The 24,391-nt window shown below is 64.9% G+C and carries 21 protein-coding genes and 1 tRNA gene; 6 read left to right on the top strand and 16 right to left on the bottom strand.

What is annotated here, in order from left to right; translation table 11 throughout:
* Positions 1-124: 124 nt before the first annotated feature.
* Positions 125-1,498 carry an MFS transporter gene (locus EI171_RS01955; protein ID WP_161532432.1) on the bottom strand — a complete coding sequence of 458 codons (1,374 nt, stop codon included), beginning with the start codon at positions 1,496-1,498 and terminating at the stop codon, positions 125-127.
* Between the two features lie 201 nt (positions 1,499-1,699).
* Positions 1,700-2,902 (bottom strand): DNA recombination protein RmuC, encoded by a 1,203-nt coding sequence (locus tag EI171_RS01950; protein ID WP_161532431.1) that lies wholly within the window; start codon positions 2,900-2,902, stop codon positions 1,700-1,702.
* A gap of 171 nt (positions 2,903-3,073) precedes the next feature.
* On the opposite strand from EI171_RS01950, the gene def reads away from it, so the two are divergent.
* From def to truA, 3 genes are all read left to right on the top strand, one after another.
* Entirely contained in the window at positions 3,074-3,598 is a 525-nt protein-coding gene (gene def / locus EI171_RS01945) for a peptide deformylase (protein WP_011090831.1), read from the top strand.
* A 143-nt stretch (positions 3,599-3,741) separates the two neighbouring features.
* Positions 3,742-4,677: a methionyl-tRNA formyltransferase gene (gene fmt, locus EI171_RS01940; RefSeq protein WP_161532430.1), complete on the top strand. Its 936-nt coding sequence runs from the start codon at positions 3,742-3,744 to the stop codon at positions 4,675-4,677.
* A gap of 120 nt (positions 4,678-4,797) precedes the next feature.
* Positions 4,798-5,535: a tRNA pseudouridine(38-40) synthase TruA gene (gene truA / locus EI171_RS01935; protein WP_038966077.1), complete on the top strand. Its 738-nt coding sequence runs from the start codon at positions 4,798-4,800 to the stop codon at positions 5,533-5,535.
* A gap of 167 nt (positions 5,536-5,702) precedes the next feature.
* Here the strand turns inward: truA and dapE are convergent, their stop codons facing one another.
* From dapE to rpmH, 11 genes are all read right to left on the bottom strand, one after another.
* Positions 5,703-6,869, bottom strand: coding sequence for a succinyl-diaminopimelate desuccinylase (gene dapE / locus EI171_RS01930; RefSeq protein ID WP_161532429.1), 1,167 nt, complete (start codon positions 6,867-6,869; stop codon positions 5,703-5,705).
* Entirely contained in the window at positions 6,866-7,519 is a 654-nt protein-coding gene (locus EI171_RS01925; protein WP_161532428.1) for a DUF805 domain-containing protein, read from the bottom strand. Before EI171_RS01925 ends, dapE begins: the two co-directional genes overlap by 4 nt.
* Before the next feature lie 254 nt (positions 7,520-7,773).
* On the bottom strand, positions 7,774-8,619 hold the full coding sequence (gene dapD, locus EI171_RS01920) for a 2,3,4,5-tetrahydropyridine-2,6-dicarboxylate N-succinyltransferase (RefSeq protein ID WP_161532427.1): 846 nt from the start codon (positions 8,617-8,619) through the stop codon (positions 7,774-7,776).
* A 254-nt stretch (positions 8,620-8,873) separates the two neighbouring features.
* Positions 8,874-9,566 (bottom strand): pyrimidine 5'-nucleotidase, encoded by a 693-nt coding sequence (locus EI171_RS01915; RefSeq protein ID WP_028175982.1) that lies wholly within the window; start codon positions 9,564-9,566, stop codon positions 8,874-8,876.
* A 190-nt stretch (positions 9,567-9,756) separates the two neighbouring features.
* Positions 9,757-10,743 (bottom strand): DUF1036 domain-containing protein, encoded by a 987-nt coding sequence (locus EI171_RS01910; protein ID WP_028175983.1) that lies wholly within the window; start codon positions 10,741-10,743, stop codon positions 9,757-9,759.
* A gap of 182 nt (positions 10,744-10,925) precedes the next feature.
* A complete protein-coding gene (argB, locus tag EI171_RS01905) occupies positions 10,926-11,813 on the bottom strand; it encodes an acetylglutamate kinase (RefSeq protein ID WP_011090823.1) in 888 nt (295 codons plus the stop codon).
* A 108-nt stretch (positions 11,814-11,921) separates the two neighbouring features.
* Positions 11,922-12,287: a DUF423 domain-containing protein gene (locus EI171_RS01900; RefSeq protein ID WP_028175984.1), complete on the bottom strand. Its 366-nt coding sequence runs from the start codon at positions 12,285-12,287 to the stop codon at positions 11,922-11,924.
* Positions 12,287-12,940: a ribosome biogenesis GTP-binding protein YihA/YsxC gene (yihA, locus tag EI171_RS01895; protein WP_028175985.1), complete on the bottom strand. Its 654-nt coding sequence runs from the start codon at positions 12,938-12,940 to the stop codon at positions 12,287-12,289. The genes EI171_RS01900 and yihA overlap by 1 nt, the downstream gene beginning before the upstream one ends.
* A gap of 112 nt (positions 12,941-13,052) precedes the next feature.
* Complete coding sequence (yidC, locus tag EI171_RS01890; RefSeq protein WP_038966085.1) at positions 13,053-14,900, bottom strand: membrane protein insertase YidC; 1,848 nt, start codon at positions 14,898-14,900, stop codon at positions 13,053-13,055.
* Between the two features lie 17 nt (positions 14,901-14,917).
* A complete protein-coding gene (gene rnpA, locus EI171_RS01885; RefSeq protein ID WP_011090819.1) occupies positions 14,918-15,316 on the bottom strand; it encodes a ribonuclease P protein component in 399 nt (132 codons plus the stop codon).
* Positions 15,317-15,343: 27 nt separating this feature from the next.
* Positions 15,344-15,478 carry a 50S ribosomal protein L34 gene (gene rpmH / locus EI171_RS01880; protein WP_008542748.1) on the bottom strand — a complete coding sequence of 45 codons (135 nt, stop codon included), beginning with the start codon at positions 15,476-15,478 and terminating at the stop codon, positions 15,344-15,346.
* A gap of 379 nt (positions 15,479-15,857) precedes the next feature.
* Between rpmH and EI171_RS01875 the strand changes: the two genes are divergently transcribed.
* Positions 15,858-17,357, top strand: coding sequence for a HAMP domain-containing sensor histidine kinase (locus tag EI171_RS01875; RefSeq protein ID WP_028175987.1), 1,500 nt, complete (start codon positions 15,858-15,860; stop codon positions 17,355-17,357).
* A 264-nt stretch (positions 17,358-17,621) separates the two neighbouring features.
* Positions 17,622-17,698, top strand: a tRNA-Arg gene (locus EI171_RS01870).
* A gap of 102 nt (positions 17,699-17,800) precedes the next feature.
* Here the strand turns inward: EI171_RS01870 and EI171_RS01865 are convergent.
* Positions 17,801-20,398 carry an EAL domain-containing protein gene (locus tag EI171_RS01865; RefSeq protein ID WP_161532426.1) on the bottom strand — a complete coding sequence of 866 codons (2,598 nt, stop codon included), beginning with the start codon at positions 20,396-20,398 and terminating at the stop codon, positions 17,801-17,803.
* 262 nt (positions 20,399-20,660) lie between these two features.
* Between EI171_RS01865 and EI171_RS01860 the strand changes: the two genes are divergently transcribed.
* Positions 20,661-21,464 (top strand): PstS family phosphate ABC transporter substrate-binding protein, encoded by an 804-nt coding sequence (locus tag EI171_RS01860; RefSeq protein WP_028175476.1) that lies wholly within the window; start codon positions 20,661-20,663, stop codon positions 21,462-21,464.
* A 30-nt stretch (positions 21,465-21,494) separates the two neighbouring features.
* On the opposite strand, the gene EI171_RS01855 is transcribed toward EI171_RS01860, so the two are convergent.
* Positions 21,495-22,505: a 2Fe-2S iron-sulfur cluster-binding protein gene (locus tag EI171_RS01855; RefSeq protein ID WP_161532425.1), complete on the bottom strand. Its 1,011-nt coding sequence runs from the start codon at positions 22,503-22,505 to the stop codon at positions 21,495-21,497.
* Positions 22,506-22,652: 147 nt separating this feature from the next.
* Positions 22,653-24,359, bottom strand: a complete 1,707-nt coding sequence (locus EI171_RS01850; protein WP_246740428.1) for an ethylbenzene dehydrogenase-related protein — start codon at positions 24,357-24,359, stop codon at positions 22,653-22,655.
* Between the last annotated feature and the right edge of the window lie 32 nt (positions 24,360-24,391).

Raw genomic sequence — 24,391 nt, 5'->3', positions numbered from 1 at the left:
CCACAACTCCGGTGTCATCGCCCGCGAAGGCGGGCGATCCAGTACCCCGCGGCTTCTCGGTCAATCACAACTGTCTCTGGAATACTGGATGCCCCGCCTTCGCGGGGCATGACAGCAGTGGTGGTCACACCCTTACCGGCCCCAGCTCTTCGAAATGCCCGCGCTTCTGCAGCCATGTCAGCAGGACCAGGCTCGGGATCGCCACCAGCACGCAGATCACGAAGAACAGCGGCCAGCCGGTCGCCTTGGCGACATAGCCGGCCACCGACGAGAGATAGGTGCGTCCCACTGCGGCGAGCGCGGTCAGCAGCGCGTATTGTGTCGCCGTGTGCAGCGGGTTCTGGCACAGCGCGGAGAGGTAGGCGACGAAGATCACGGTGCCGATGGCGCTGGTGAAATTCTCAGCTGTGATGGCGAAGGCGAGCGCCCATTGGCTGGTGCCGACGAAGGCCAGCCAGGAGAAGGAGAGGTTGGCGAGCGCCTGCACCACGCCGCCGATCCACAAGCACGTCGCCAGCGGGTAGCGTCGGGCAAGGAAGCCGCCGGCAAAGCCGCCGATCAGCGTCGCCGCAAGGCCGACGCCCTTCACGATCGCCGCATAGTCGTTGCGGGAGAAGCCGAGGTCGATCACGAACGGCGCCGTCATGGTGCCGGAGAAGGCGTCGGTGAACTTGAACAGCACGACGAAGGCAAGCGCGGCGAGCGCGTCCTTGCGCGCCAGGAATTCCGAGAACGCGCCGATCGCCGCGTGCAGCACGCGCGCGAACGCCGTATCGGCCTGCGTTGCGGCTTCCGCCCGCACCGACTGCTCGGGCTCGGTCGCGGCCAGCGCGGTGATCGTGCCGATCAGCACCATCGCCGCCATCACCACATAGCCCCACATCCAGGCTGATGTGCGCGAAATGCCGGTGCTCTCGAAACCGGAGACGATGAACAGCGCGCCCGCGGTCGAGACCAGCATGCCGATGCGATAGGCCGCGACATAGGATGCCATGCCGGCGGCCTGCTCGCTCTCCGGCAGGCTCTCGACGCGGAAGGCGTCGACCACGATGTCCTGCGTCGAGGACGTCGTCGCCACCAGCAACGCGCCGAGCGCGACGTAGAACGGCGAGCGCGCGGGATCGGTCAGCGCCAGCAGCAGGATGGCGATGATCAGCAGCAGCTGCGAGAACAGCAGCCAGCCGCGGCGCCGTCCGAACGCGCGCGTGAACAGCGGCACATGCAGCGCGTCCACCAGCGGCGCCCACAAAAATTTCAGCGTGTAGGGCGTGCCGACCAGCGCAAACAGCCCGATGGTCCCGAGATCGACCCCGGCCTCGCGCATCCACACCAGCAGCGTCGAGCCCGACAGCGCCAGCGGCAGGCCGGACGAGAAGCCGAGGAACAGCACGATCAGCACCCGCGGTTGCAGGTACACGGCAAGGCTGTCGCGCCAGGAGGCGGCGGGGGCATCAGCGCGGGTTTGGACGGTTCCGGAGGTCGCGTCGGGTGCGGTCATGGGGGGGTGTTAGCAGATTCTGGGGGCGGTGCCTCTTCTCCCTCTCCCCGTTCTTACGGGGAGAGGGCGGGGTGAGGGGCCTCTCTCCGCACGTGAGATGGCCGTGAGACCTGTACCCCCTCACCCGGATCGCGCCGGACGATGCTTCGCATCGCCGGGGGCGATCCGACCTCTCCCCGCAAGCGGGGAGAGGTGAAGAATTCACTCCCCCGCCTGGAGCTTCCTCGGGAACAACTCGGCCGCGCCCGTCGCCACCAGGTGCGGGCCCTCCGCGGGCGTATCGGCCTTGCTGAAATCCAGCTCCTCGATCCGTCCGGCGCGCTTCTCGATCTTGTCGGCGGAGATCAGCACCTGGCGGACGTCCTCGTTCACGTCGGCAAAATGCTTCTGGAGCTTCAGCACGCGGTCGCGCAAGCGGCCGAGATCGTCGCCGAGCTTGATGACCTCGGTGCGGATCTGGTCGGCGGCATCGCGCATGCGCGCGTCCTTCATGATCTGCTGCATCACCTGGATCGCCAGCATCAGCAGCGAGGGCGACACCAGCACGACGCGGGCGCGATAGGCCTTCTGGATCACGTCGTCGAAGCCGTCATGGATCTCGGCGTAGACCGATTCCGACGGCACGAACATCAGTGCCATCTCCTGGGTCTCGCCGGTGACGAGATATTTTTCCGCGATGTCGCTGACATGCTTCATCACGTCGCCGCGCAGCCGCTGCGTGGCGATGCGCTTCTCCTCGTCGGTGCGGGCATCGTGCAGCGCGGTCATCGCCTCGAGCGGAAACTTCGCGTCGATGCAGAGCGGGCGCTGGTCGGGCAGGAACACGACGCAGTCCGGCCGCTTGCCGGTCGAGAGCGTGAACTGGAACTCGTAGGCGCCCTTCGGCAAGCCGTCCTGGACGATCGCCTCCATCCGGGCCTGGCCGAAGGCGCCGCGCGACTGCTTGTTGGCGAGCACGTCGCGCAAGGTCGTCACCTGCGTGGTGAGGTCGGTGAGGTTCTTGTGCGCGTTGTCGATGATGCCGAGCCGCTCGTGCAGGGCGTGCAGGCTCTCCATGGTGTTGCGGGTCGAGTGCTCCATGGACTGGCCGACGCGATGGGTCACCGAATCCAGCCGCTCGTTGACCGCCCGTGCCATCTCGGCCTGGCGGCCGGCCAGCGCCTGGGTCATGGCATCGACCCGGCCCGAAGCCTCGCTCTGGGCGTGCAGCATCTGGCTGATGCGCTCCTCGAGCTCGTCGGCGCGGATCGCATTCGCCATCGCGAGTTCCGCCCCGCGCCGCCCCGAGCGTGCAATGACCACGGCGATCACAACCAGCAGGATGAGGACCAGGACGCCGAAGCCGATCAGCGCGTCGATCGTGCGCACCGGCCAGTCGCCAGCCACGAAAATGATCTCGTTCATGTCTGTCCTTCTAGCCGATTCGGCTGCCGGCACGAACGAATAGCGAACATTTATGGTAAATGCCCCGTTAATTTTTATGGTTAACGAAAGCTGAAGTTTTATGGTTAGCGGATCGTTAACGCGTTCCGGGCCTCATTGACCGCTTGTCGCGCCCGGCTTAAATCGCCCGCCATGGCCCTCAGAGAAATCATCATCCTGCCCGACAAGCAGCTGCGTCTGGTCTCCAAGCCGATCGAGAAGGTCACGACGGAGATCCGCAAGCTTGCCGACGACATGTTCGAGACCATGTACGACGCGCCCGGCATCGGGTTGGCGGCGATCCAGATCGCCCAGCCGCTGCGGCTGATCACCATGGACCTCGCCAAGCGCGACGAGAACGGCGAGACCAAGCCGGAGCCGCGCGTCTTCATCAATCCGGAAGTCATCGCCTCGTCCGAGGAATTGTCGGTCTACGAGGAAGGCTGCCTGTCGATCCCCGAATATTACGAGGAGGTCGAGCGGCCTGCGAAGGTGCGCGTGCGCTTTACCGATCTCGACGGCAAGGTGCACGAGGAGGACGCCGAAGGCCTCTACGCCACCTGCATCCAGCACGAGATCGACCACCTCAACGGCGTCCTGTTCGTCGACTACCTGTCAAAACTCAAGCGCGACCGCGTGCTGAAGAAGTTCGAGAAAGCCGCCAAGCGCGCGGAGTGAGGTTCTCCGTCATTCCGGGGCGATGCACAGCATCGAACTATGGTGCGCAATTGCGCACCTGAGAATCTCGAGATTCCGGGTTCGGCTCTTTGAGCCGCCCCGGAATGACAGTAATTGGATCACGTTCCTCGCAGGTTTTTCCGATGCCCCTTCGCCTGATCTTCATGGGCACGCCCGATTTCTCCGTGCCGACGCTGCTCGAGCTCGTCGCGCACGGCCATGAGATCGTGGCCGTCTATACCCGCGCGCCGAAGCCGGGCGGGCGGCGCGGCCTGCAATTGCAGCCGACCCCGGTCGAGGAAGCCGCGCGAAGACTCGGCGTTCCCGTGCTGACGCCGAAGACGCTGAAGACAGAGGAGGCGCTGGAAGAATTTCGCGCCTTTGACGCCGATGCCGCCGTCGTCGTCGCCTACGGCATGATCCTGCCGCAGGCCATCCTCGATGCGCCGAAGCTCGGCTGCTACAATCTGCACGCCTCGCTCTTGCCGCGCTGGCGCGGCGCCGCGCCGATCAACCGCGCGATTATGGCTGATGATGCCGAAAGCGGCGTGATGGTGATGAAGATGGATGTCGGCCTCGACACCGGCGATGTCGCCATGGCCGAGCGGCTGGCGATCACGGACACCATGACCGCGGCCGACCTGCACGATCGTCTCTCGCGCCTCGGCGCCGACCTGATGGTCCGCGCCATGGCCGCGCTCGACCGCGGGGGGCTCCAGCTCAAGAAGCAGAGCGAGGACGGCGTCACCTATGCGGCCAAGATCGACAAGGCGGAGGCGCGGATCGACTGGACCAAGCCCGCACGGGCGGTGCTGCGCCACATCCACGGCCTGTCGCCGTTCCCCGGCGCCTGGGCCGAGCTCGCAGGCGTCAGCGAGAACGCGCGCGTCAAAATCCTGCGCTGCGAGCTCGCCAAGGGCTCGGGCGCGCCGGGCGAGGTGCTCGACGACCGGCTCACCATCGCCTGCGGCGAGGGCGCGATCCGCATCATCGAGCTGCAGCGCGAAGGCAAGGCGCGGATGCAGGCTACGGACTTCTTGCGTGGTGTGCCGCTGAAGGCGGGCGCCAAATTCAACTGACACTGTCATACCCCGCGAAGGCGGGGTATCCAGTACGCCGAGGCTTCTCGGTCGAACGGATAGGCCGCGGCGTACTGGATCGCCCGGTCAAGCCGGGCGATGACGGCAGAATTGGAAACGATGCCCCGCTACAAGCTCACCATCGAATATGACGGCGCGCCGTTCTTCGGCTGGCAGGTGCAGGACACGCTGCCGTCGGTGCAGGGCGCACTGGAAGCGGCGGTGAAGGCGATGACCGGTGCGGATCTGCGGGTGCATGGCGCGGGTCGCACCGATGCCGGCGTGCATGCGCGCGGTCAGGTCGCGCATGTCGATATCGAGAAGCAGTTTCCGCCGGGCCGCTTTCGCGACGGGCTCAATGCGCATCTGCGGCCGCATCCGATCGCTGTGCTCGAGGCCGAGATCGTACCCGATACTTTTGAAGCGCGCTTCTCGGCCGTGAAGCGCCACTATCGCTACCGCATCGTCAACACCCGCGCCAATCTCGCGCTCGACATCGGCCACGCCTGGCGCGTACCGCGCCGGCTCGATAGCGATGCGATGCATGCGGCCGCGCGGCGCCTGCTCGGCAAGCATGATTTCACCACCTTCCGCGACACCGAGTGCCAGGCCAAGTCGCCGGAGAAGACGCTCGACCAACTCGACGTGCTGCGCGACGGGCGCGAGATCACCATCATCACCTCGGCGCGCTCGTTCCTGCACAGCCAGGTGCGCTCGATGGTGGGATCGCTGGTCTGGGTCGGCGAAGGCCGCTGGACCGCGGACGATCTTTCCGCAGCGCTGGCGGCCCGCAACCGCGCCGCCTGCGGCATCGTCGCGCCGCCGGACGGGCTGTATCTGGTGAAGGTAGATTATTAGAGAGACGGGAGGCGGGAAGCTCTCGCGACACCCGCCACTGTCATTCCCCGCGAAGGCGGGGAATCCAGTACGCCGCGGCCTCTCGGTTCAATCACGGCTGTCTCTGGAATACTGGATCGCCCGCTTTCGCGGGCGATGACAGCGGAATTCCAGGAGGCGCTATCGCCTCACCCAAAATACCGCGTCAGTATCCCCCGATACACCTGCGTCAGCTTTTCCAGATCCTTCACCGGCACCCGCTCGTCGACCTGGTGCATGGTCTGTCCCACCAGACCGAACTCGATCACCGGGCAGTAGCTGGAGATGAAGCGCGCATCCGAGGTGCCGCCTGAGGTTGATAGCTCCGGCTTCCGCCCCGTGATCTCCTCGATCGCGGACACCGCGAGATCGGTGAACGGGCCGGGCTTGGTCACGAACACGTTCGAGTTCGACTGCTCCCAGACGATGCGGGCCTTGATGCGGTTGCCGCAGGCTTTTGCCAGCCGTGATTCGACCAGCTCGCGCAGGCTCGCCTGGGTGTGGTTGTCGTTGTAGCGGATGTTGAATTTTGCGCGGGCCTCGCCGGGGATGACGTTGTTGGCCTTGTTGCCGACGTCGACCGAGGTGAATTCGAGGTTGGACGCCTGGAACTGCGCGCTGCCGTGGTCGAGCGGCTCGTCGGAGATCGCCACGATCAATCGCGAAATGTCCGGCACCGGATTGGAGGCGCGGTGCGGATAGGCGACATGGCCCTGCACGCCGTCGACATACAGCGTGCCGGATTGCGAGCCGCGTCGGCCGACCTTGATGGTGTCGCCGAGCGTCTCGACATTGGAGGGCTCGCCCAGCACGCAATGATCGAATGTTTCGCCGCGCTCGGCGGCCCACTTCAGAAGTTTGATGGTGCCGTTGATGGAGACGTCTTCCTCGTCGCCGGTGATCAGGAACGAGATCGACCCCGTGCCGTCGCCGCGCGGCTTGCCGCCGTTGGCGGCGAGATGCTCCAGCACCGCGGCGACCGAGCAGGCGATGCCGCCCTTCATGTCGACCGCGCCGCGGCCGTGCAGAAAACCGTCCTTCACCTCGCCGGAGAATGCGCCGACGCTCCAGGCGCTCTCGTCGCCAGCCGGCACCACGTCGGTGTGGCCGGCGAAGGTGATGTGCGGCCCTTCGCTGCCGATCCGCGCATAGAGATTGTCGACGTCGGCGGTGCCGGGCTCGCTGAACGTCACGCGGTGGCAGGTGAAGCCGGCGGCGTTGAGGGCGTTTTCAAGCACCCCGAGTGCGCCGGCATCGGCCGGGGTTACCGAGGGGCAGCGGATGAGATCGCGGGCAATCGAGAGGGCATCGGTCATGCGCCCCGCTTAACATGCATGCCGCCGGGTGGGCTAGCGTTGGGCGGGACAATTTCGATCTCGCGGCTCTGGTCCCAGCCTTGCGCAGGGGACGCGGCGGACGCGGAGCCGTCCTCGATGTCGGCGAGCGGATCGGGGCCGAACCGGTTGTGGCCCGAGGTGCCGGGCCGGCAGAACATTTCGACGAGGCCCCACAGCCACAGGATCGAAACCGCCAGGCTGAAAGGATGCATCCAGTTTGTCTTGGGCAGCAGGTCCGCGAACTGACTGAACAAGCCGGGTACGAAGAAGAACGGAACGATCCACCAGCCGCTCCTGTCGCGATCGTGCAGTCGCTTGATCGTAGTCGCGAGATAAATCCAGAAGAACAGCGCCATGCCGGACGCCTTGAGGATCGAGGTCGCGCGATCGGCGGATGCCAGCGAGCGGGAGGCTCGGGGATCGACCAGCTTGAACAGGTCGTCGAGACCGAAGTCGAAATCGAGGTCGATGGCGAGCTTCAAGGTGGATCTGGTCCCTCCGAGGATCCCGATGACCTGACCGACGATCTCCAGCAAGCCCGCCAGCAGCGCAACGATCAGCAGCGCCTGCCATAGCAGGGCGCGGTTGATGCGGCCGTCGAAGCGGAAGAGGTACCAGGTCCAGTCCATGGCGAAGGTTCCGGGCGGCGCAGGCCGTCCGGGAATTGGTCGCGATGGAGGGAGGGAGGGTTCGATAGGTGCCGCAAGGGGCTCTTCACCTCTCCCCGCCTGCGGGGAGAGGTCGGATCGCCTCGGCGATGCGAAGCATCGTCCGGAGCGATCCGGGTGAGGGGGTACAGGTCTCACGGCAATCTCATCCGTGGAGAGAGGCCCCTCACCCCAACCCTCTCCCCGTAAGAACGGGGAGAGGGGAGGAGAGAGTCTTAATCCCGCAGCAGCTCGTTGATGCTGGTCTTCGACCGCGTGCGCTCGTCGACGCGCTTGACGATCACGGCGCAGGCGGTGCTCGGGCCGATATGGCCGTTCTTCATCGGCTTGCCGGGCAGCGCGCCGGGCACCACGACCGAATATTCAGGCACTTCGCCGATGAAGACCTCGCCGGTGTCGCGGTCGACGATCTTGGTCGAGGCGCCCAGGAACACGCCCATGGCCAGCACCGCGCCCTTGCGCACGATCACGCCTTCGGCGACCTCGGAGCGCGCGCCGATGAAGCAATCGTCCTCGATGATCACGGGCTCGGCCTGGAGCGGCTCGAGCACGCCGCCGATGCCGGCGCCGCCGGAGATGTGCACGCGCTTGCCGATCTGCGCGCAGGAGCCGACGGTGGCCCAGGTGTCGACCATCGTGCTCTCATCAACGTAGGCGCCGAGATTGACGAAGGACGGCATCAGCACGACGTTCTTGGCGATGAAGGCCGAGCGGCGCACCACCGCGCCCGGCACCGCGCGAAAGCCGGCATCGCGAAAACGGTTCTCGCCCCAGCCTTCGAACTTCGAGGGCACCTTGTCCCACCAGGTCGCCTTGCCCGGACCGCCGGGAATGACGCCCATGTCGTTGAGGCGGAAGGACAGCAGCACGGCCTTCTTCAGCCACTGATTGACCTTCCACTTGCCGTCGGCCCCGCGCTCGGCAACGCGTGCCTCACCCTTGTCCAGAGTCTCCAGCACCTGGTCCACGGCCTCGCGCACCTCGCCCTTGGTCGAGGTCGAGATGCCGTCACGCGCGTCGAAGGCGCTGTTGATGGTGGATTCGAGGGCGGACAGGGACATCGGGATTTCCTCTTCGGAACGGGAATTTTGACGGATTGGGGCGCTTTTTCGGGATTTGGCAGGGGAGAGTCAAGGCATACTCCGCTGTCGTCCTCCATCCCCCACCGTCGTCCTGGACCAGCGCAGCGAAGCGGAGCGGCGATCCAGGACCCATTACCCCAGGGAGGAGTTTAACGACGACTCGTGGTTGTCAGTCTCGCGCCGCAACCTCTCCCTGGGGTAATGGGTCCTGGCTTTCGCCAGGACGACGGCGGTCAGTGAGGCGACAACCCCGCCAAAAACCCCGCCAGATCATCCGTGACGTGGTCGACATGGGCGGCGTCGCGGCCCTCCAGTTCCCAGTCCTCGCGCACCACTTCCTTGGTGCCGTCGGGCACCACCAGCACGGTGGTCATGCCGAGCTCGTGCGGGACGGTGAGGTTGCGGGCGAGGTCCTCGAACATCGCGGCGCGGGCGGGATCGACGGCATGGTCGCCGAGGAATTTCCGGTAAGTCTGCGGGGCCGGCTTGGGCTCGAACTCGGCCGCGATGATGTCGAACACGCCGTCGAAATGGGTGGCGAGGCCGAGCCGCGCCAGCACCGCATCGACATGGTCGACCGAGCCGTTGGTCAGGATCAGCTTGCGTCCCGGCAGCTTTGCGATGGCCGCGCCGAGCGCCGGATTCGGCTCCAGCGGCGAATGATCGATCTTATGCACGTAGGCGAGATAGTCGTCGGCGCGCACGCCGTGCAGGGTCATCATGCCGCGCATGGTGGTGCCGAAGCGTCGGTAGTAGTCCTTCTGGATATGGCGCGCTTCCTCAGGGCTGACGTTCAGCCAATTGCACACGAACTCGCCGATCCGCGCATCGACCTGCTGCCACAGATTGACGTGATGCGGATACAGCGTGTTGTCGAGGTCGAACACCCAGGTGTCGACATGGGTGAAGGCGCGGGGTGGGTTCATTGCAACTCTCTATCCGTTGACCGAGGCCGCGGCCCCGCCCTCAATCGTCGTCCTGACGAAAGCCAGGACCCATACTCCGTGACCGATCATTGGGGCAATCTGGTCGTCGTTCTTCGCCAAACCCGATCCTGGGGCAATGGGTCCTGGGTTTCGCCAGGACGACGGCGCAATGTGTAGCGCCATCATCACATCACGGCATCGCAAACCGCAGCGTCCTGCCGCCGCTCGACATGTCGACCGCGCCAAAACCCGTCGCCGCAAACCCGCGCGCGCCGCAATCGGTCTGCTCAACGGTCTCGAACTTGGTCTCGCGCGTGCAGAGCTGCTTCTCGCCGCCCCAGTTCAGCGGCTTGTCCTTCAGCTTGACGGCGCGGTTGTCGGCATCGACGGCTTCCGCGAAGCTGAAGATCTGCTTCGGCTGGCCGCTCACGTCGGGGTGCAGGCACTTGCCGGGGTCGATGCGGTACCAGCCGCGGCTCGTCACCGACTTGCCGTCGTCGGTGGCGATCGCCGCCATCACCTTGTGCGGGGTGTCGTTGCACCAGGTCAGGCCGCTCGGCGACGGCGTCTGCGTCGCGTCGACCATGGTCTTGAAGAAATTTGGCGACGACACGGCGTCGGACGGCAGCCCGCGGCTCTTCAGGAACGCAGCCAGCGCTGCTTGCGTCTTCGGTCCGTCGACACCGTCGATCGCCCCGACGTCATAACCGATGATCACCAGCAGCCGCTGGATGCCGGCGAGGCGCGCCTGCTCGTCGTCATATTCGGAATCCTCGGCGAGATACGTCACCAGGTTGCCGTCGTCGCCTTGCGTCGGCGTCACCTGCGTGAAGGGGACTTGCGTCTGGCCGCTGCGGCATTGCCGCGCAGCCGCAATGACGAAATTGTCCTGGGCGACGCACAGCATGTCGTTGCCGTTCTGCGGGATCGGCGAGGCGCCATAGACGCCGAGCGCGCGGGCATTGAGCAGGATGCGGTCGGCGGTCAGCGTGCCCTGCACCACCACGCGGCAGGTGGCGGGATCGATCCTGAACCAGCCGCGCGTCGCGGTCGCCGCCTTGTCGTCGATGCCGATCGCGGCCTCGACGACATAGGACATGCGGTTGCAGATCTTGAGGTCGGCGAAGGCGGGCGCGGAGGAGAAGACGAATGACACGGCCGCAGCCGGCAGCGTCATCAGGAAACGGGTCACGACCGAGCGACGATGCCGTCGCTCTCTCGGCTCGTCATGCCCGGGCTTGTCCCGGGCATCCACGTTCTTGGCGCGGGGCGAAAGATCGTGGATGGCCGGGACATTTTCGCGAAGACGCGCTTCGCGCTGTTGCCCGGCCATGACGCCGCTCTTTGTTCGCTCGCGCCTCACTTATGTATCAGCGTTCCCGTGCCCTGGTTGGTGAACAGCTCCAGCAGCACCGCGTGCTGCATCTTGCCGTCGATGATGACGACGCCCTCGACGCCCTGTTCGAGCGCGTAGATGCAGGTCTCGACCTTGGGGATCATGCCGCCGGAAATGGTGCCGTCGGCGATCAGTTTTCGCGCGTCTTTCACGGACAATTGCGGGATCAGCTTCTTCGACTTGTCGAGCACACCCGGCACGTCGGTGAGCAGCAACAGGCGCTTGGCCTTCAGCGCGCCCGCGACGGCACCGGCAAAGGTGTCGGCGTTGACGTTCAGCGTCTGGCCTTCCTTGGAGGTTGCGAGCGGCGCCAGCACCGGAATCAGCTCGTAGCCGATCAGCTGGTTGAGCAGCGTGAGGTCGACCTTCTCGGGGTCGCCGACGAAGCCGAGATCGATCGCCTTCTCGATGTTCGAGCCCGGATCGACGATGGTGCGCGTCGTCTTCGACGCCTTCACCATGTTGGCGTCCTTGCCGGATAGTCCCACGGCCTTGCCGCCGGCCTCGTTGATATAGCCGACGATCTGCTTGTTGACGGAGCCGGCCAGCACCATCTCCACGATCTCGATGGTCGCGGCATCGGTGATGCGCAGGCCGGCGGCGAATTCCGACTGGATGCCGAGGCGCTTGAGCATGGTCGCGATCTGCGGCCCGCCGCCATGCACGACCACCGGGTTGATCGCGGTCTGCTCCAGCAGCACGATGTCGCGGGCAAAGTTCTTCGCGGTCTCCTCGTCGCCCATGGCATGGCCGCCATATTTGATGACGATGGTTTCCTCGTCATACTGCTGCATGTGCGGCAGCGCTTCGGACAGGATGCGGGCCTGGTCGAGCGGGGAGATGTCGGTCATGAGGCGGATCTCGCTGGCGGGACTGTCGGGCCGCGTTCTATCCGATTGGCGGGGGCAGCGCAAAGTGGGTGTTGGTTCTTACCCTCCAGGGGAGGGGAAGATCGAGCGCTATTTCTGCGCCACCACGGCCGCCAGCGTCACCGCCAGCCAGCTCAAGATCATCACCGTCCCACCGGTCGGCGCCGCGTAGGGAAACAGCGAGTGCCCGGCAAATTGCCGCAAGGTGAGATCGCCCGCGAACAGCGCGGCGCCGCCTACGAAGCCGGACGCGGCAATGAGGCCAATTCCGCCGTGCAGAAGGCCGCGCGCGAGCAGCGCGACCGTCGCAAGTATGGCAGTTGCATGAAACAGCAGCATGGCGCTGGCGGAGGCAAGCCGGCTCGCGTCGCCGCCATGGGCGGAGGCGGCGGCCAGCGCGACGCCGGCGGCGCCCATCAAGCCGGCAAGCCCAATCAACAGGCGATGCGCGGCCATCACGAACTCCGCTCTTCCAGCAGCTTCGCCATCGCGGCGCGCAGCTCGGCCATGCCCGTCGCGCTCCGCGACGAGGTCGCGAGCACGTTCGGGAACGCGGCCGGATGCTTGGCCAGCGCGGCCTCGGTCTCGGCAATGCGCGAGGCAAGCTCGGAGGGCTTCACCTGGTCGGCCTTGGTCAGCACGATCTGGTAGCTCACGGCGGAGCGGTCGAGCGTCCCGAGGATATCGAGATCGACGTCCTTCAGGCCGTGCCGCGCGTCGATCAGCACATAGACGCGCGCGAGGCTGGCGCGGCCCAGCAGGAATTTATGAATCAGCTCGGTCCAGGACGCGACCTGGCTCTTCGGTGCCTTGGCGTAGCCATAGCCGGGCATGTCGACGAGGCGCAGGTCTTTCTTTCCGGGGACCTCGAAGAAGATCAGCTCCTGGGTGCGGCCCGGCGTATGCGAGGTGCGCGCCAGCGCGTTACGGCCGGTGAGCGCGTTGATCAGGCTCGACTTGCCGACATTGGAGCGGCCGGCAAAGGCGATCTCCAGCCCGTCCATCGGCGGCAGCGTCTGGATCGAGGGCGAGGCCCAGATGAACTGCCAGTCGCGCGCGAACAGCTTTCGCCCGGCCTCGATCAGCTTCGCATCTTTGTCGTCGGTCATGCGAAGCTCTTTGTTTCGCGGTCATTCCGGAGCGACGCGAAGCATCGAATCCGGAATCTCGAGATTCCGGGTCTGGTGCTGCGCACCATCCCGGAATGACGGAGTGGGTGACTTACGTCGCCTTCCTCGCGAACGTCGCCTTGAGATTGTCGAACAGCTCCACCTTCACGCCGTTGCGGCGCATGATGAAGCTCTGCTGGAGCACCGAGAGCGTGTTGTTCCAGGCCCAGTAGATCACGAGGCCCGCCGGGAAGCCCGCCAGCATGAAGGTGAAGATCAGCGGCATCCAGTTGAAGATCATCTGCTGGGTCGGATCCGGCGGCGTCGGGTTCAGCTTCATCTGGAACCACATCGTGATGCCCATGATGATCGGCCAGATGCCGAGCGCGAGGTAGTGGCCGAACACCGGAATCGTGGTCGGATCGAGCGGGATCAGCCCGAACAGGTTGAACAGATTGGTCGGATCCGGCGCGGAGAGGTCCTTGATCCAGCCGTAGAACGGCGCCTGCCGCATCTCGATGGTGACGAACAGCACCTTGTAGAGTGAGAAGAACACCGGGATCTGGATCACGACGGGAAGACAGCCGGCGACCGGATTGATCTTCTCCTTGCGGTAGATCTCCATCATCTCCTGCTGCTGCTTCACCTTGTCGTCGGGGTAGCGCTCCTTCAGCGCCTGAAGCTGCGGCTGGATCGACTTCATCTTCGCCATCGAGGCGTAGGACTTGTTCGCCAGCGGGAAGAACAAGAGCTTCACGATCACGGTCACGAGCAGGATCGAGATGCCGAAATTGCCGAAGAAGCGGTAGAAGAAGTCGAGGCCGAGGAACATCGGCTTGGTGATGAAGTAGAACCAGCCCCAGTCGATCAACAGGTCGAAATGGTTGAGGTTGAGTTCCTTGTTGTAACCGCCGTGGCCGGCGAGCGGGAAGTTGATGCCGACCACGCCGGCTTCCTTGGCGCCGGCAAACAGCCGCGCGTTCGCCGTCGCACTGCCGCCGATCGCGACGGTGACGGGATCGAGCAGATAGTCGGTCTGGTAGGTGTGGACGTTGCCGACCGGGTTCGACGAGAAGCGCGCCTGGAGCTGGGCACTGGTGTCCGGCAGCAGCGCCGAGGCCCAGTACTTGTCGGTCATGCCGAGCCAGCCATTGGTGGCCTTGAAGTTCACCGACTTGGCTTCGTCGATCTTCTTGTAGGCGTATTCCTGCAAGCCATCGAGATAGCCGATCAGGCCTTCGTGCAGGATGTAGTAGCCGGAAACCTGCGGCGTGCCGTGACGCGAGATCAGCGCGAACGGATAGAGCGTGACCGGCGCGTTGCCGACATTGCTCACCTCGTCCTTGATGGTGAAGAGATAGTGGTCGTCGACCGAGATGGTGCGGCGGAAGGTGAGGCCCTCGCCATTGTCCCACTTCAGCACCGCCGGCGTCGTCGGCGTCAGGCTGCCGCTGCCGTCCTGCTGCCAGAGGGTCTGCGCGTCCGGCAGTTTCGCCGTCACGCCCGTGGCCGGCACCCAGCCGAACTCGGCGTAATAGGGCTCAGCGGTGCCCGAGGGCGAATACAGGACGATCGGCGGCGACTTCGGATCGACCGTTTCGCGATACTGCACCAGCGCGACATCGTCGATGCGGCCGCCCTTCAGCGAGATGCTGCCGGCGATCCGCGGCGTGTCGATCTTCACGCGCGGGCTGGCCGCAATCGCGGCGTCGCGGGCGACGACCGGCTGAGCCTGCTGGCCTGCTGCCGGCGTTGACGGCTGCGCGGCACCGCCGGATTGCGGCGTGGCCCCCGGCGTCGCGGAGGCCGTCGGCTGCGGCGTGGTCTTCTGGAGCTCGGCCTGCGCCTGCTGCTGGGCGCGCTGCTTCTCCATCGCCGGCACGTTGTAGAAATACTGCCAGGCGATCAGCACGAGGCCCGATAGAATGACGGCGAGGATGGTATTGCGATTGTCGGTCATCATCTAATGTCTCGTCATCAATCCGTTTTGCGGCTGGCAGCAGGAGCGGTGCCGGGCCTCTGGCCGCGTCCCTTTGACTGTTCCTTGGCCGTATGCCGCGCGGGCTTCGAGAACGCTATGCGCAGATCGTCGAGCATGGTGGCGAAGGGGCGCGACAACGCGTCCCTTCGGCCGACCAGCACATAATCATGATGGGGCTGCATTAACACCGGCTCGAGCCGCTTCACCAGTTCGCGAAGCCGGCGCCGGATGCGATTGCGCTCGGGGGCGTTGCCGTTCTTTTTGGTGACGGTGAAGCCGATTCTGATCGGGCCGCTGTCGTCGCGGGGGCGGCTTTGCAGGACGAACGCGGGACTATTCACCCGCGCGCCATTGGCAACGGCGAGGAAATCCGCCCGCTGCCTCAGCCGATCCATGATGAAATCCCAAAAAGGGGGTCTGGCTCAGGCGCTCAGACGCTTGCGGCCGCGGGCGCGGCGGGCGGCGAGAACCTTGCGGCCGCCGGCAGTGGCGAGACGGGCACGGAAACCGTGACGGCGCTTGCGCACCAGTTTGCTGGGTTGATAAGTCCGCTTCACGGGTTTTTCTCCGCTGACCGGGCAATTTGCCTGTAGAATTGATGGTAAAGTCCCAACGATGCGGCCCAAAACGGGCCCTTTTTCGGCCCCAAGAGAGCCGCTCCCGGCGTCACACCGGGTCATCGCGGACAATTCGGGCGGCTTATATGCGAGCGCTCCCTTTTCGTCAACGCCGCGAGAGCGCAGGATTGCGCTGAATATCGCTGATTGTGCGGGGTTTTTAATCGTTGAGGTGGCGACTCGCCTTATCAGCGCCTACATCCCACCTTGGGAGATTAGCGATCCGTAATTTGACCGGACCGGGGGGTGGCCGCATCCTTCCTCCGCCAGATCGTTCACCGGCCAACTCAGTCCGGCCAAGTCAGCGAGGACGAATTTCGTGGCAGCGACAGACCTCCAGCCGATCCAGGATACGGATCAGCGGGACCCGCCGGCGATGCGGCCGCGTGGGCCTGCCGGCTTGGGGCTGTCAGGCAAGCTGCTGCTGCTCACGGTCCCCCTGGTGATGATCGCGGCCATTCTTCTCTATGTGCCCGCCATCGCCAACTTCTGGGTCAACCGGCTGAACGACCGCGTGGCCGCCGCCAACACGGCGGCACTGGTGCTCGACGCCGCCCCGCTCGGCATGGTTCCCGATTCGCTGTCGCGCGAGATCCTGAAAAGCATCAATGCCCGCGCCGTCGCGATCAAGATGGGCCAGCAGCGCCGGTTGCTCGCCAGCGACAATCTGCCCGCCGCGATCGAGCACGACGTTGACCTCCGCGACATGACCGTATGGGAGGCGATCACCGGCTCGATCCAGATGATGCTGGAGACCGGCAACCAGGCCATCCGCATCGTCGGCCCCGGCGTCGGCAACGCCCAGTTCGTCGAGATCGTGACCGACGAATTGCCGCTGCGGCAGTCGATGTACCGCTTCTCCCGCAATGTCGTCGTGGTCGCGCTGATCATCGGGGTCTTGACCGCGGGCCTCGTCTATCTCGCGCTCCACTATCTCTTCGTGCGGCCGATGCGGCGGCTCACCGCGAGCCTGGTCGGCTTCCACGAAAACCCCGAGAGCTCGGCGCGGATCATCGTGCCGAGCCAGCGCAGCGACGAGATCGGGGTGGCCGAACGCGAATTGTCGGACATGCAGCGCGATTTGATGTCGATGCTGCATCAGAAGAGCCGGCTTGCCGCCCTCGGCCTCGCCGTCTCCAAGATCAACCACGATCTGCGCAATCTGCTGGCGTCGGCGCAGCTTTTGTCGGACCAGCTTGCCAGCGTGCCGGATCCGCGGGTGCAGCGCTTTGCGCCCAAGCTCGTGCGTTCGCTCGAGCGCGCCATCGCCTTCTGCCAGTCGACGCTGTCCTACGGCCGCGCCCAGGAGGCCTCGCCCGACCGCCGCATGATCCTGATCGAGCCTGTCGTGCTCGAGGTGCGCGAGACCGCCGGCCTTGCCAGCGATGCCTCGATCGCCTGGGTCGCCGCGATCGAGCGCGGGCTCGCGGTCGATGCCGACCCCGACCAGCTGTTCCGCGTGCTGCTCAACCTCGTCCGCAACGCCGCCCAGGCGCTGGAAAGTCATTCCTCCGGCGACGGCGGCGCGCAGCAGATCCGGATCACGGGCAAGCGCGAGGGCGCCGTCGCCATCCTGGAGGTCTCCGACACCGGTCCCGGCGTCCCCCAGAAGACCCGCGACCATCTGTTCGAGGCGTTCCAGACATCGGGCCGTCCTGGCGGCAGCGGGCTTGGTTTGGCCATCGCCGCCGAGCTCGTCCGCGCCCATGGCGGCGACATCCACCTGGTCGAAGGCACCATCGGCGCCACCTTCCGGATCGTCATCCCCGACCGCCCCGTGGAACTGCTCTCCATCCGCAACGAGCGGGCGCGGGCGTAAGTCGGTCAGCGGCCGAGCAACGGCGTCATTCCGGGGCGGCGCAAAGCGCCGAACCCGGAATCCAGAGGTTTGGGGTCGAGATTCCGCACTTCTCGCTTGGCGAGCCCGGAATGACCCGGGCGAAGTCGTCATTTCTCTACAAAATCTCCCCATCCCGGACCTTGCCAATCGGGACAAGAGCGGTTAGTCAGAGCGCTCTTTCGCACCCCTCCGGCGCTGTCCGGAGGCTGCCTGCGGGCCCAGCCCGCACTGTCCGCGAAAAACGCGCCCGTAGCTCAGCTGGATAGAGCATCAGACTACGAATCTGAGGGTCGGACGTTCGAATCGTTCCGGGCGCGCCATTTTCCCACCATTCAGTACAGAACCGCGAACTCTTGCAGAGCTCTCGTATGGATCGGTGCCTATTTGATACCCGATCGGCATCTGAGGTTGGCGCCGACGCCTCAGCGGATCATAGTCTTCCGCTCCGCTCCGTCTCGCCTGGGCACCAGTTCGACCGCCAAAAGGGTTGGCTGGAGCAGGACGGCGAACTCTTCGAGCGGTAGCGGCGGAGAAAAAATATAACCTTGCGCCATGGTGGCGCCGTTTTCGGCCGCGAACCGAAGGTCTTCGGCCGTTTCGACGCCTTCAACGACCGTTTCGAACCCCAATTCGTCCGCAAGTCCGAGCGCCAGGCGAAGAATCGTCTGCTTTTCGCGGTCTCCCGCGACACCCGCCACGAGCGTGCGATCGAGCTTCACGGCGTCGAAGGGGAGCCTCGCCATCGTCGAAAGATTCGAATAGCCGGCTCCGAAATCGTCCATTGCGAAGCGTATGCCCAATTGCCTGAGCAGGCTTATTCTCTCGCGCACGACATCAGGATTGCGCATCGCGACCGACTCTGTGATCTCGATCTCGAGGTTTGGCGGCGGGAAGTCGGCCTCGCGAACGGTCGTGATGATATCCCTGATGAACAGCGGGTCTTCGATTTCCGTCGCCGCGACATTTACGGCGAGCACGAGGTTCGAGCCGGCCCGGATCAAGCCCCCGATTTCGGCGAGCGCGCGCCTGAGCACGAAGCGGTCGATCTCCATGATGAGGCCGATCTCTTCCGCGATCTTGATGAAGCGCTGAGGAGGAATGTCGCCCTCCTTCGGGTGATGCCAGCGCGCCAGCGCCTCCACCCCTAGGATGCGGCCATTCGCGCAGGACACCTTGGGCTGGTAGTGGACGACGAGCTCTTCATTGCGGATCGCCAGGGCGAGATCGGTTTCGAGCGCATGGCGGGCACGCGCGACCTCTGCGAGATCCGGGGTGAAGAACGCGTAGGTATTGCGTCCCGAGCTCTTCGCGACGTACATCGCAAGGTCGGCGCGGATCAGGAGATCGTCATAGGTTGTGCCATGGGTGGGACAGATCGCAATGCCGATGCTGACGCCGATGGTTGCATGGTTGCTCTGGAGCTTGAAGGAAACCTGCAGCGTCTCGATCATCTCGCGGGCACTGAGGCTCGCGGCCTCGACCGTCTTCACCCCAGCGATGATGGCGACGAACTCGTCGCCCCCGACCCGGGCGAGCAGACATTTGCCGGCAGCGCCCTTGGACGTCAGCAAATTGCTCAAGCGCTCGGCCACCATCCTGAGCAGCTCGTCGCCAGCCTTGTGCCCGAAAGTGTCGTTGATGGATTTGAAGCCATCCAGGTCGAGGAAGAACAGCGCTGCGCCCTCTTCCGCGCCGATGAGCGCCGGCGCATCGACGCGCATCTTCTCCCGATTGGGAAGGCGGCTCACCGTGTCGTAGAAAGCGAGCTGGCGAATTCTTTGAGTGCTGGCCCGCAAATGCGTCAGCATTCGCTCGAATGCGAGGCCGAGGCCGCGGACCTCGCCGATGCCCGTTGCGCGGAATTGAACGTCGAGATTGCCACCCGCGATTTCCTGGGCGGTCTTGGCGAGCGCTGAAAGTCCTTTCGTGAGGTGCCTCACGGCGGCCAATAGCGCGACGACCAAGGCACCGAGCGCCAGCGCCGCGGATGCCAGGAACTGCCACATCAGCGAACGCGTATGGGATGCGCCGATCTGGAACATCTGATCGCGTGTCGTCGTCACCAGCGATGCGCTCGCGAACGTACACACCTTGAGCGTCGCCTCGTAATCGACACAGCGCGCGACGTAGTTGCCGTCATCCGAGCGCTGCAGCCCGGTCAAACGCGTCCTGGCGCCGCTGAATCTCACCCCTTCAGGCCCCGCGGAAGACACGATCTCGTTGTCACCCGTGATGATGACCACGCCGGCATTGGCTAGCGAAGTGAAGTTCTCGAGGGTCCGTTCCGTGCGGCCGAGCGGTCGGATGGCGGCAAGCGCGCCGATGAGGTCGCCGAAGTCGTCGAACACGGGCTCGATCGCGGTGTGCGCTATGGTGTGGCGCTGCGGCAGGCCGAGCGCTGACAATTCACGCAATTTGAACTCATTGATGCCTTCCTCACCCCGCGGGTGCGAGCGGCTATTGTCCTTGAGGATCGCGTTGAGATTGACAGAGAGAGCGGTACTCTCGAGCGCCCGGTTGAGCGCGAGGAGGTCGAGGGGCGTGTTGGCGCCGATCACGCGACCGGTTTCGTCGAAGGCGATCAGCCTTTCGAAGCCGGAGGTCGAAGCAACGATGCTGAGCAACTCGCGGATAGTCACATCGTTGTTCGAGGCGACCGCCTTGGCGACATCGGCGCGCTGAGCGATCTGACGCAGGCGAGATGCGGTTTCTGCGCCCAGGACCTCGATTCGCGCTCGCGCCAACTGCGCCTCGCCGTCGAGGCGATGAGCGAGCTGGTCTTCTGAGAGTTCACCCAGTGCCCCAGCCTGATGCCTCAGTTGCTGCTGCAGGCGTAGCGCCGTCAAGCCGCCGATGAGGCCGAGCCCGAGGACGCCGGTCGCGAGCACGACGGCAACAAGGCGCATGGCGATAGACGAGGGGAAACTCGGAATCCCGGACGGAACGGCCCAACGACGCCAGCGGGGCGGCGCCCTCGATGCCTCTGCCATATCCGGGTCAGTCGCCACCACCGCCAGCACCCTGAACTTATGGGGGCCGGTCAATGTCGCTCATTGAGGCCCCTTCCAGGCACCAACCTTAGGCGAGTGGAATACCCAAAATCGTCAATTTGATCGTCTATTTGTGGCCGGTTAATTAGCAAATGGTTTTTTTAAACCGTCAGATTTTGTGCTTTTCACTTTCTGTCCGCCACGGATGATCCCAAAAGGCACGGCGTTGCGACAACAGATGGTTTAGGTTTCTTTGCCAGATTGCGCACCTCGTGCTTCGAAGGGGTTTGCCATGGCATTTTCGAGGATAACGGCGGCAATTTTGGGCCTCTGCCTTGCGGGGGTGAATGCCGCTAGCGCCGAAACACGCAGGCTCGACATCGTCGGGACCGGAGACGGAATCGATGTCCTGCGCGTCATCGCCGCGAGCTTCATGCAGCAGGAAGGATCGCCACAGATCGAGGTCCCGCCGAGCATCGGTTCTGGCGGAGGCATCGCGGCCGTGGGGTCCGGCAAGGCGATCTTAGGGCGCGTCGCACGCCGCCTGACCGACGCCGAAGCGGCTTCCGGCATCGTCTACAAGGAGATCGCCCGCCTGCCCTCGGCTTTCATCGTCCATCCCGGCTGTGGAGTGAGTGCCGTCACAAGCGATCAGCTCGTTGCGATCTATTCGGGCCGCCTCGCGAATTGGAAGGAGCTTGGCGGCGCCGATATGCGCATCCGCGTCGTGCGGCGCGAGGACCAGGACAGCACTCTCACCGTGCTACGGGCCAGCATGCCCGGCTGGCATGATCTCGAGATCACCGAGAAATCGAAGACGGCGACGACCACACAGGAAGCGATCGAGACGGTTCGCGATGTTCAAGGCGCGATCGGCTTCGGCCCCTTCTCGCGGCCGTTGGAACAGGGGCTCACAGTGCTTCGCGTGGACGGCCACTATCCGACCGACGCGGATTATCCCTCGAGCGCGGTGCTGGCGCTGATCTATTTAAGCACGTTGCAGGATCCGGACGCCTTGGCCTTTCTACGCTTTGCCGATACCCAGAAGGCGGCCGACGTCATCACCAGCCTCGGTAGTCTGCCCGTCAAGCCGTGAGCCGCCGGCGCTGCTAAGCTCGGCATCGGCTCACAGACCGGGGCGATGAGGCTGCTCCCGGCTTCGCCATAGACGGGTGATCTTGTCCATCAGCGATGGGGTCTGAGAGCTCGGCAGGAAAGGATCGGCGTAGCATTCCGCATTGGCCGAGCGCGCCTTGTTCTTCACGATGTCGACGAGACCAACGGGGCCGGCGACGTAGACCGTATCCTCCAGCCCGAGCAGGGGCAGGTAGTGCGACGGGCGCCCGGGCCTGATCGGCAGGGTAGATCCGACCTCCGTCGTCGCAGTGACGTCGCGGACACCGTCGTCGATCAGCCACTGCAACGAGGGAAGCATATAGAGGTTATCGGCATCCCGGCTGCCGGCGACGACCGCCATCTCGCGGTTGCGCTGGGTCGAGCGCGCCGAGCGGGCCAGCGCCCAGATCGGGGCCCAGCCTGCTCCGCCGGCGACCAGCACCAGCGGCCCCTGGCCCTGTCGTAGATAGGCTTGTCCGAAGGGGCCTTGCACATGTGCCGCATGGCCGGGCCTGATGGCCTTGCCGATCTGCCCCGACACCGTGCCGTCAGGCAGGCGCCGGATGTGGAAGACGAGTTCGACTTGCTTGAAGGAGCCATCGAGTCTGAAGGTCGGGCTGAACTCGCGCGCAGGATAGCCGGAAAACTTGACGCGCACATATTGGCCCGGCCGAAACTCGAGCGGCGCTGAGGTCGTCAGCACGACTTCGGCGATCTCTGGCGAGAGCTCGTTGATCTCGGTAACGGCGCACGCCCGCTTCATCGGTAGCGGCAATTCTTCGAATTCGATCTCCGCATCGCCTGCGACCGCGGCCTGGCAGGCGAGCACAGTGCGGCCATGGCCCGAGCCGCCGTCATCGACCGAGCCCGAAACGACCGTCACCCGGCAGCTCTGACATTGTCCCGATCTGCAGTCGTGTGGAATGAGGATCGAGCCGCCGAGCGCCGCGTCGATCAGGCTTTCGCCGGCGCGGGCTTCGACGAGCTTGCCGTTGAGGACGAGCCGACAATGAGTCTTCATCGCGAGGCCTCTGGGCGTCGCGAATTTCTGCGAGCAGGCCGCTGCTCGCCGCGCCGGAATGCGATGCGCGGTTGAGGGCGAAGCGATGCTTCAGCGCAGCCGCGCCGTAGTGGCCTCCGGTCGAGCACGTCGCTCCCCATGAGACGCCTAGTTCTGCGTGACGACACGCACCGGGCGGTTATGGCTCGCATGCCGCGTCTGTGCATGGTCGAAGACAGCGACCCACATGTAGAGATCGTGGGCTGGCACGAAGGCTTTGTCATATCGGCCATCGCTTTTCATGTTGCGCGTCAGCTCGAGCGTCCAATGTCCGTTGCTCCATTTTGAAACCCCGGTGACATTGGCCCGCTCTCCTTCGTTGTCGCCGGCAATAATCACGCCGGGCAGGATCGTGCCAACGGGAATCCTCGCGTCGGCCTCTGGAGTGTAGGGTTCGCTCTCCCCGTCGAACATGTACCAGCGGCCGTTCTCGTCGTCGCTGCTGTCGGGATTAAGATCGAATTTGCTGAGGGCCGCGACCTGCGCCTTCCAGTCCTTGGGAAGCCGCAGAACCGTGACGGGCCCCTTGTCGTTCCTGTGGATGAACTTGAAGTTATACGAATAAAGAGCGCGACCAGGCTTGTTCCAATAGCCGCCTTGGTAGCGGGCATCGTAATTTTGCTCGTCCAAGGTCGGGGCGTAGGGCGGGCCGATATATTGGCTGTCGACACGCCCGAGCATGCCCCCGCGCGACGCCTTCCACTGCCACATGTCAATGTAGCTGGCATCCGTCGTGTAGTGGAAGCCCCGGCCGTTGATCGGCATCGGCTTGCCGGGCAGCGGGTTGGTGCCGAGATCCGTCGCGCCTGCGCCGCCGAGCGATGGATTATCTGAGAAGATGGCCGCCAGTTTATCCTCGTAGAAGTCGACGGCATCTTGCAGGCCCGCACGCTCGTCGAGGACGTACCAGCCGTCCTCTTTCTTGATGATCGGAATGCGGCGCAGGGAGCGCGTGGGATCCTCCCAGCGGAAGGCGAAATAGATCTTCTGCCCGTCGTGCAGGGCGCGCACCTCCACGAGCGATTCGCCCGATCCGCCGAGATTGGCACCCTGCTGCGTGCGGATGAAGACGGGGCGCGCGCGCGACCAGGCGGGATCGCCCATGGCGCCGTCCAGCTTGGGCGCGTCGCTCACCCGCGCGACGACGAGCGTATCGCGCGTTGCCCAGTCGAGCCCGGCGACGCCGCACGCGACTGCCACCCCGATCGCAGCGGCGACGAGAAGAGGCCTCGGCCGCACGGCCTTCGTGATCGCGAGCGGCGCCGGCCGAAACACGCGGAAAATCTGCTGCCAGCCGCCATAGAGAAAATGCGCGACGACATGCGCGAAGATATAGACGAGCGCGACGAAGGCGGCGGTCGAGTGGAAATAAGCCCACCAGCCGCCATAGCCGAGATACATCATCACGCCCGTCCCCGTGAGGAAGATCACGAGCGCATAGACGAACCAGTGCAGGATGATGTTGACGGCTCCCCATTTGAGGCGAGCCGGAGCGCGCATCGCGAGGATCCGCGTCTTCTTGGGGCTGTTGCGCTCGACGAGGCCGCTGCGCGCGAGGTAGGCGACGTAGGCCGACCCGCAGAAGAAGACGGCGAGTCCCGCGAGGAAGTGCCAGGAAAAGATCTCGCCCTGCGGCAGGACCGGAGCGAGCCATTTCGAGAAGGGGGCGCGCAACGCGTCCGCTGCGATGCGTATGCCGGTAACGAGGCTTACGACGAACGCGAGCGCGGTCGCCCAATGGAGCGTTATCGTGCCGACATCCGTGCGTGGCGGGCTTTCGCCAGTCTTTGTTTGAGCGAGGCTTCTCTTGGTCAAGGCGTCGGCGTTCGTTCGAGCGGTGACATTGT

This window comes from Bradyrhizobium sp. LCT2 (assembly GCF_009931255.1).
GTDB classification, from domain to species: domain Bacteria; phylum Pseudomonadota; class Alphaproteobacteria; order Rhizobiales; family Xanthobacteraceae; genus Bradyrhizobium; species Bradyrhizobium diazoefficiens.
The sequence above is the reverse complement of the archived record's forward strand: the minus strand, read 5'-3'. Positions and strand labels throughout refer to the sequence as shown.

Bases quoted from the DNA above. Each gene is read 5' to 3' on its own strand.
- rnpA (WP_011090819.1), bottom strand. From the start codon at position 15,316: ATGGATCGGCTGAGGCAGCGGGCGGATTTCCTCGCCGTTGCCAATGGC.
- yidC (WP_038966085.1), bottom strand. From the start codon at position 14,900: ATGACCGACAATCGCAATACCATCCTCGCCGTCATTCTATCGGGCCTC.
- fmt (WP_161532430.1), top strand. From the start codon at position 3,742: ATGCCCCTTCGCCTGATCTTCATGGGCACGCCCGATTTCTCCGTGCCG.
- dapD (WP_161532427.1), bottom strand. From the start codon at position 8,619: ATGTCCCTGTCCGCCCTCGAATCCACCATCAACAGCGCCTTCGACGCG.
- truA (WP_038966077.1), top strand. From the start codon at position 4,798: ATGCCCCGCTACAAGCTCACCATCGAATATGACGGCGCGCCGTTCTTC.
- EI171_RS01860 (WP_028175476.1), top strand. From the start codon at position 20,661: ATGGCATTTTCGAGGATAACGGCGGCAATTTTGGGCCTCTGCCTTGCG.
- EI171_RS01855 (WP_161532425.1), bottom strand. From the start codon at position 22,505: ATGAAGACTCATTGTCGGCTCGTCCTCAACGGCAAGCTCGTCGAAGCC.
- EI171_RS01950 (WP_161532431.1), bottom strand. From the start codon at position 2,902: ATGAACGAGATCATTTTCGTGGCTGGCGACTGGCCGGTGCGCACGATC.
- EI171_RS01925 (WP_161532428.1), bottom strand. From the start codon at position 7,519: ATGGACTGGACCTGGTACCTCTTCCGCTTCGACGGCCGCATCAACCGC.
- EI171_RS01900 (WP_028175984.1), bottom strand. From the start codon at position 12,287: ATGGCCGCGCATCGCCTGTTGATTGGGCTTGCCGGCTTGATGGGCGCC.
- dapE (WP_161532429.1), bottom strand. From the start codon at position 6,869: ATGACCGATGCCCTCTCGATTGCCCGCGATCTCATCCGCTGCCCCTCG.
- def (WP_011090831.1), top strand. From the start codon at position 3,074: ATGGCCCTCAGAGAAATCATCATCCTGCCCGACAAGCAGCTGCGTCTG.
- EI171_RS01955 (WP_161532432.1), bottom strand. From the start codon at position 1,498: ATGACCGCACCCGACGCGACCTCCGGAACCGTCCAAACCCGCGCTGAT.
- argB (WP_011090823.1), bottom strand. From the start codon at position 11,813: ATGACCGACATCTCCCCGCTCGACCAGGCCCGCATCCTGTCCGAAGCG.
- EI171_RS01915 (WP_028175982.1), bottom strand. From the start codon at position 9,566: ATGAACCCACCCCGCGCCTTCACCCATGTCGACACCTGGGTGTTCGAC.
- yihA (WP_028175985.1), bottom strand. From the start codon at position 12,940: ATGACCGACGACAAAGATGCGAAGCTGATCGAGGCCGGGCGAAAGCTG.
- EI171_RS01910 (WP_028175983.1), bottom strand. From the start codon at position 10,743: ATGACGCTGCCGGCTGCGGCCGTGTCATTCGTCTTCTCCTCCGCGCCC.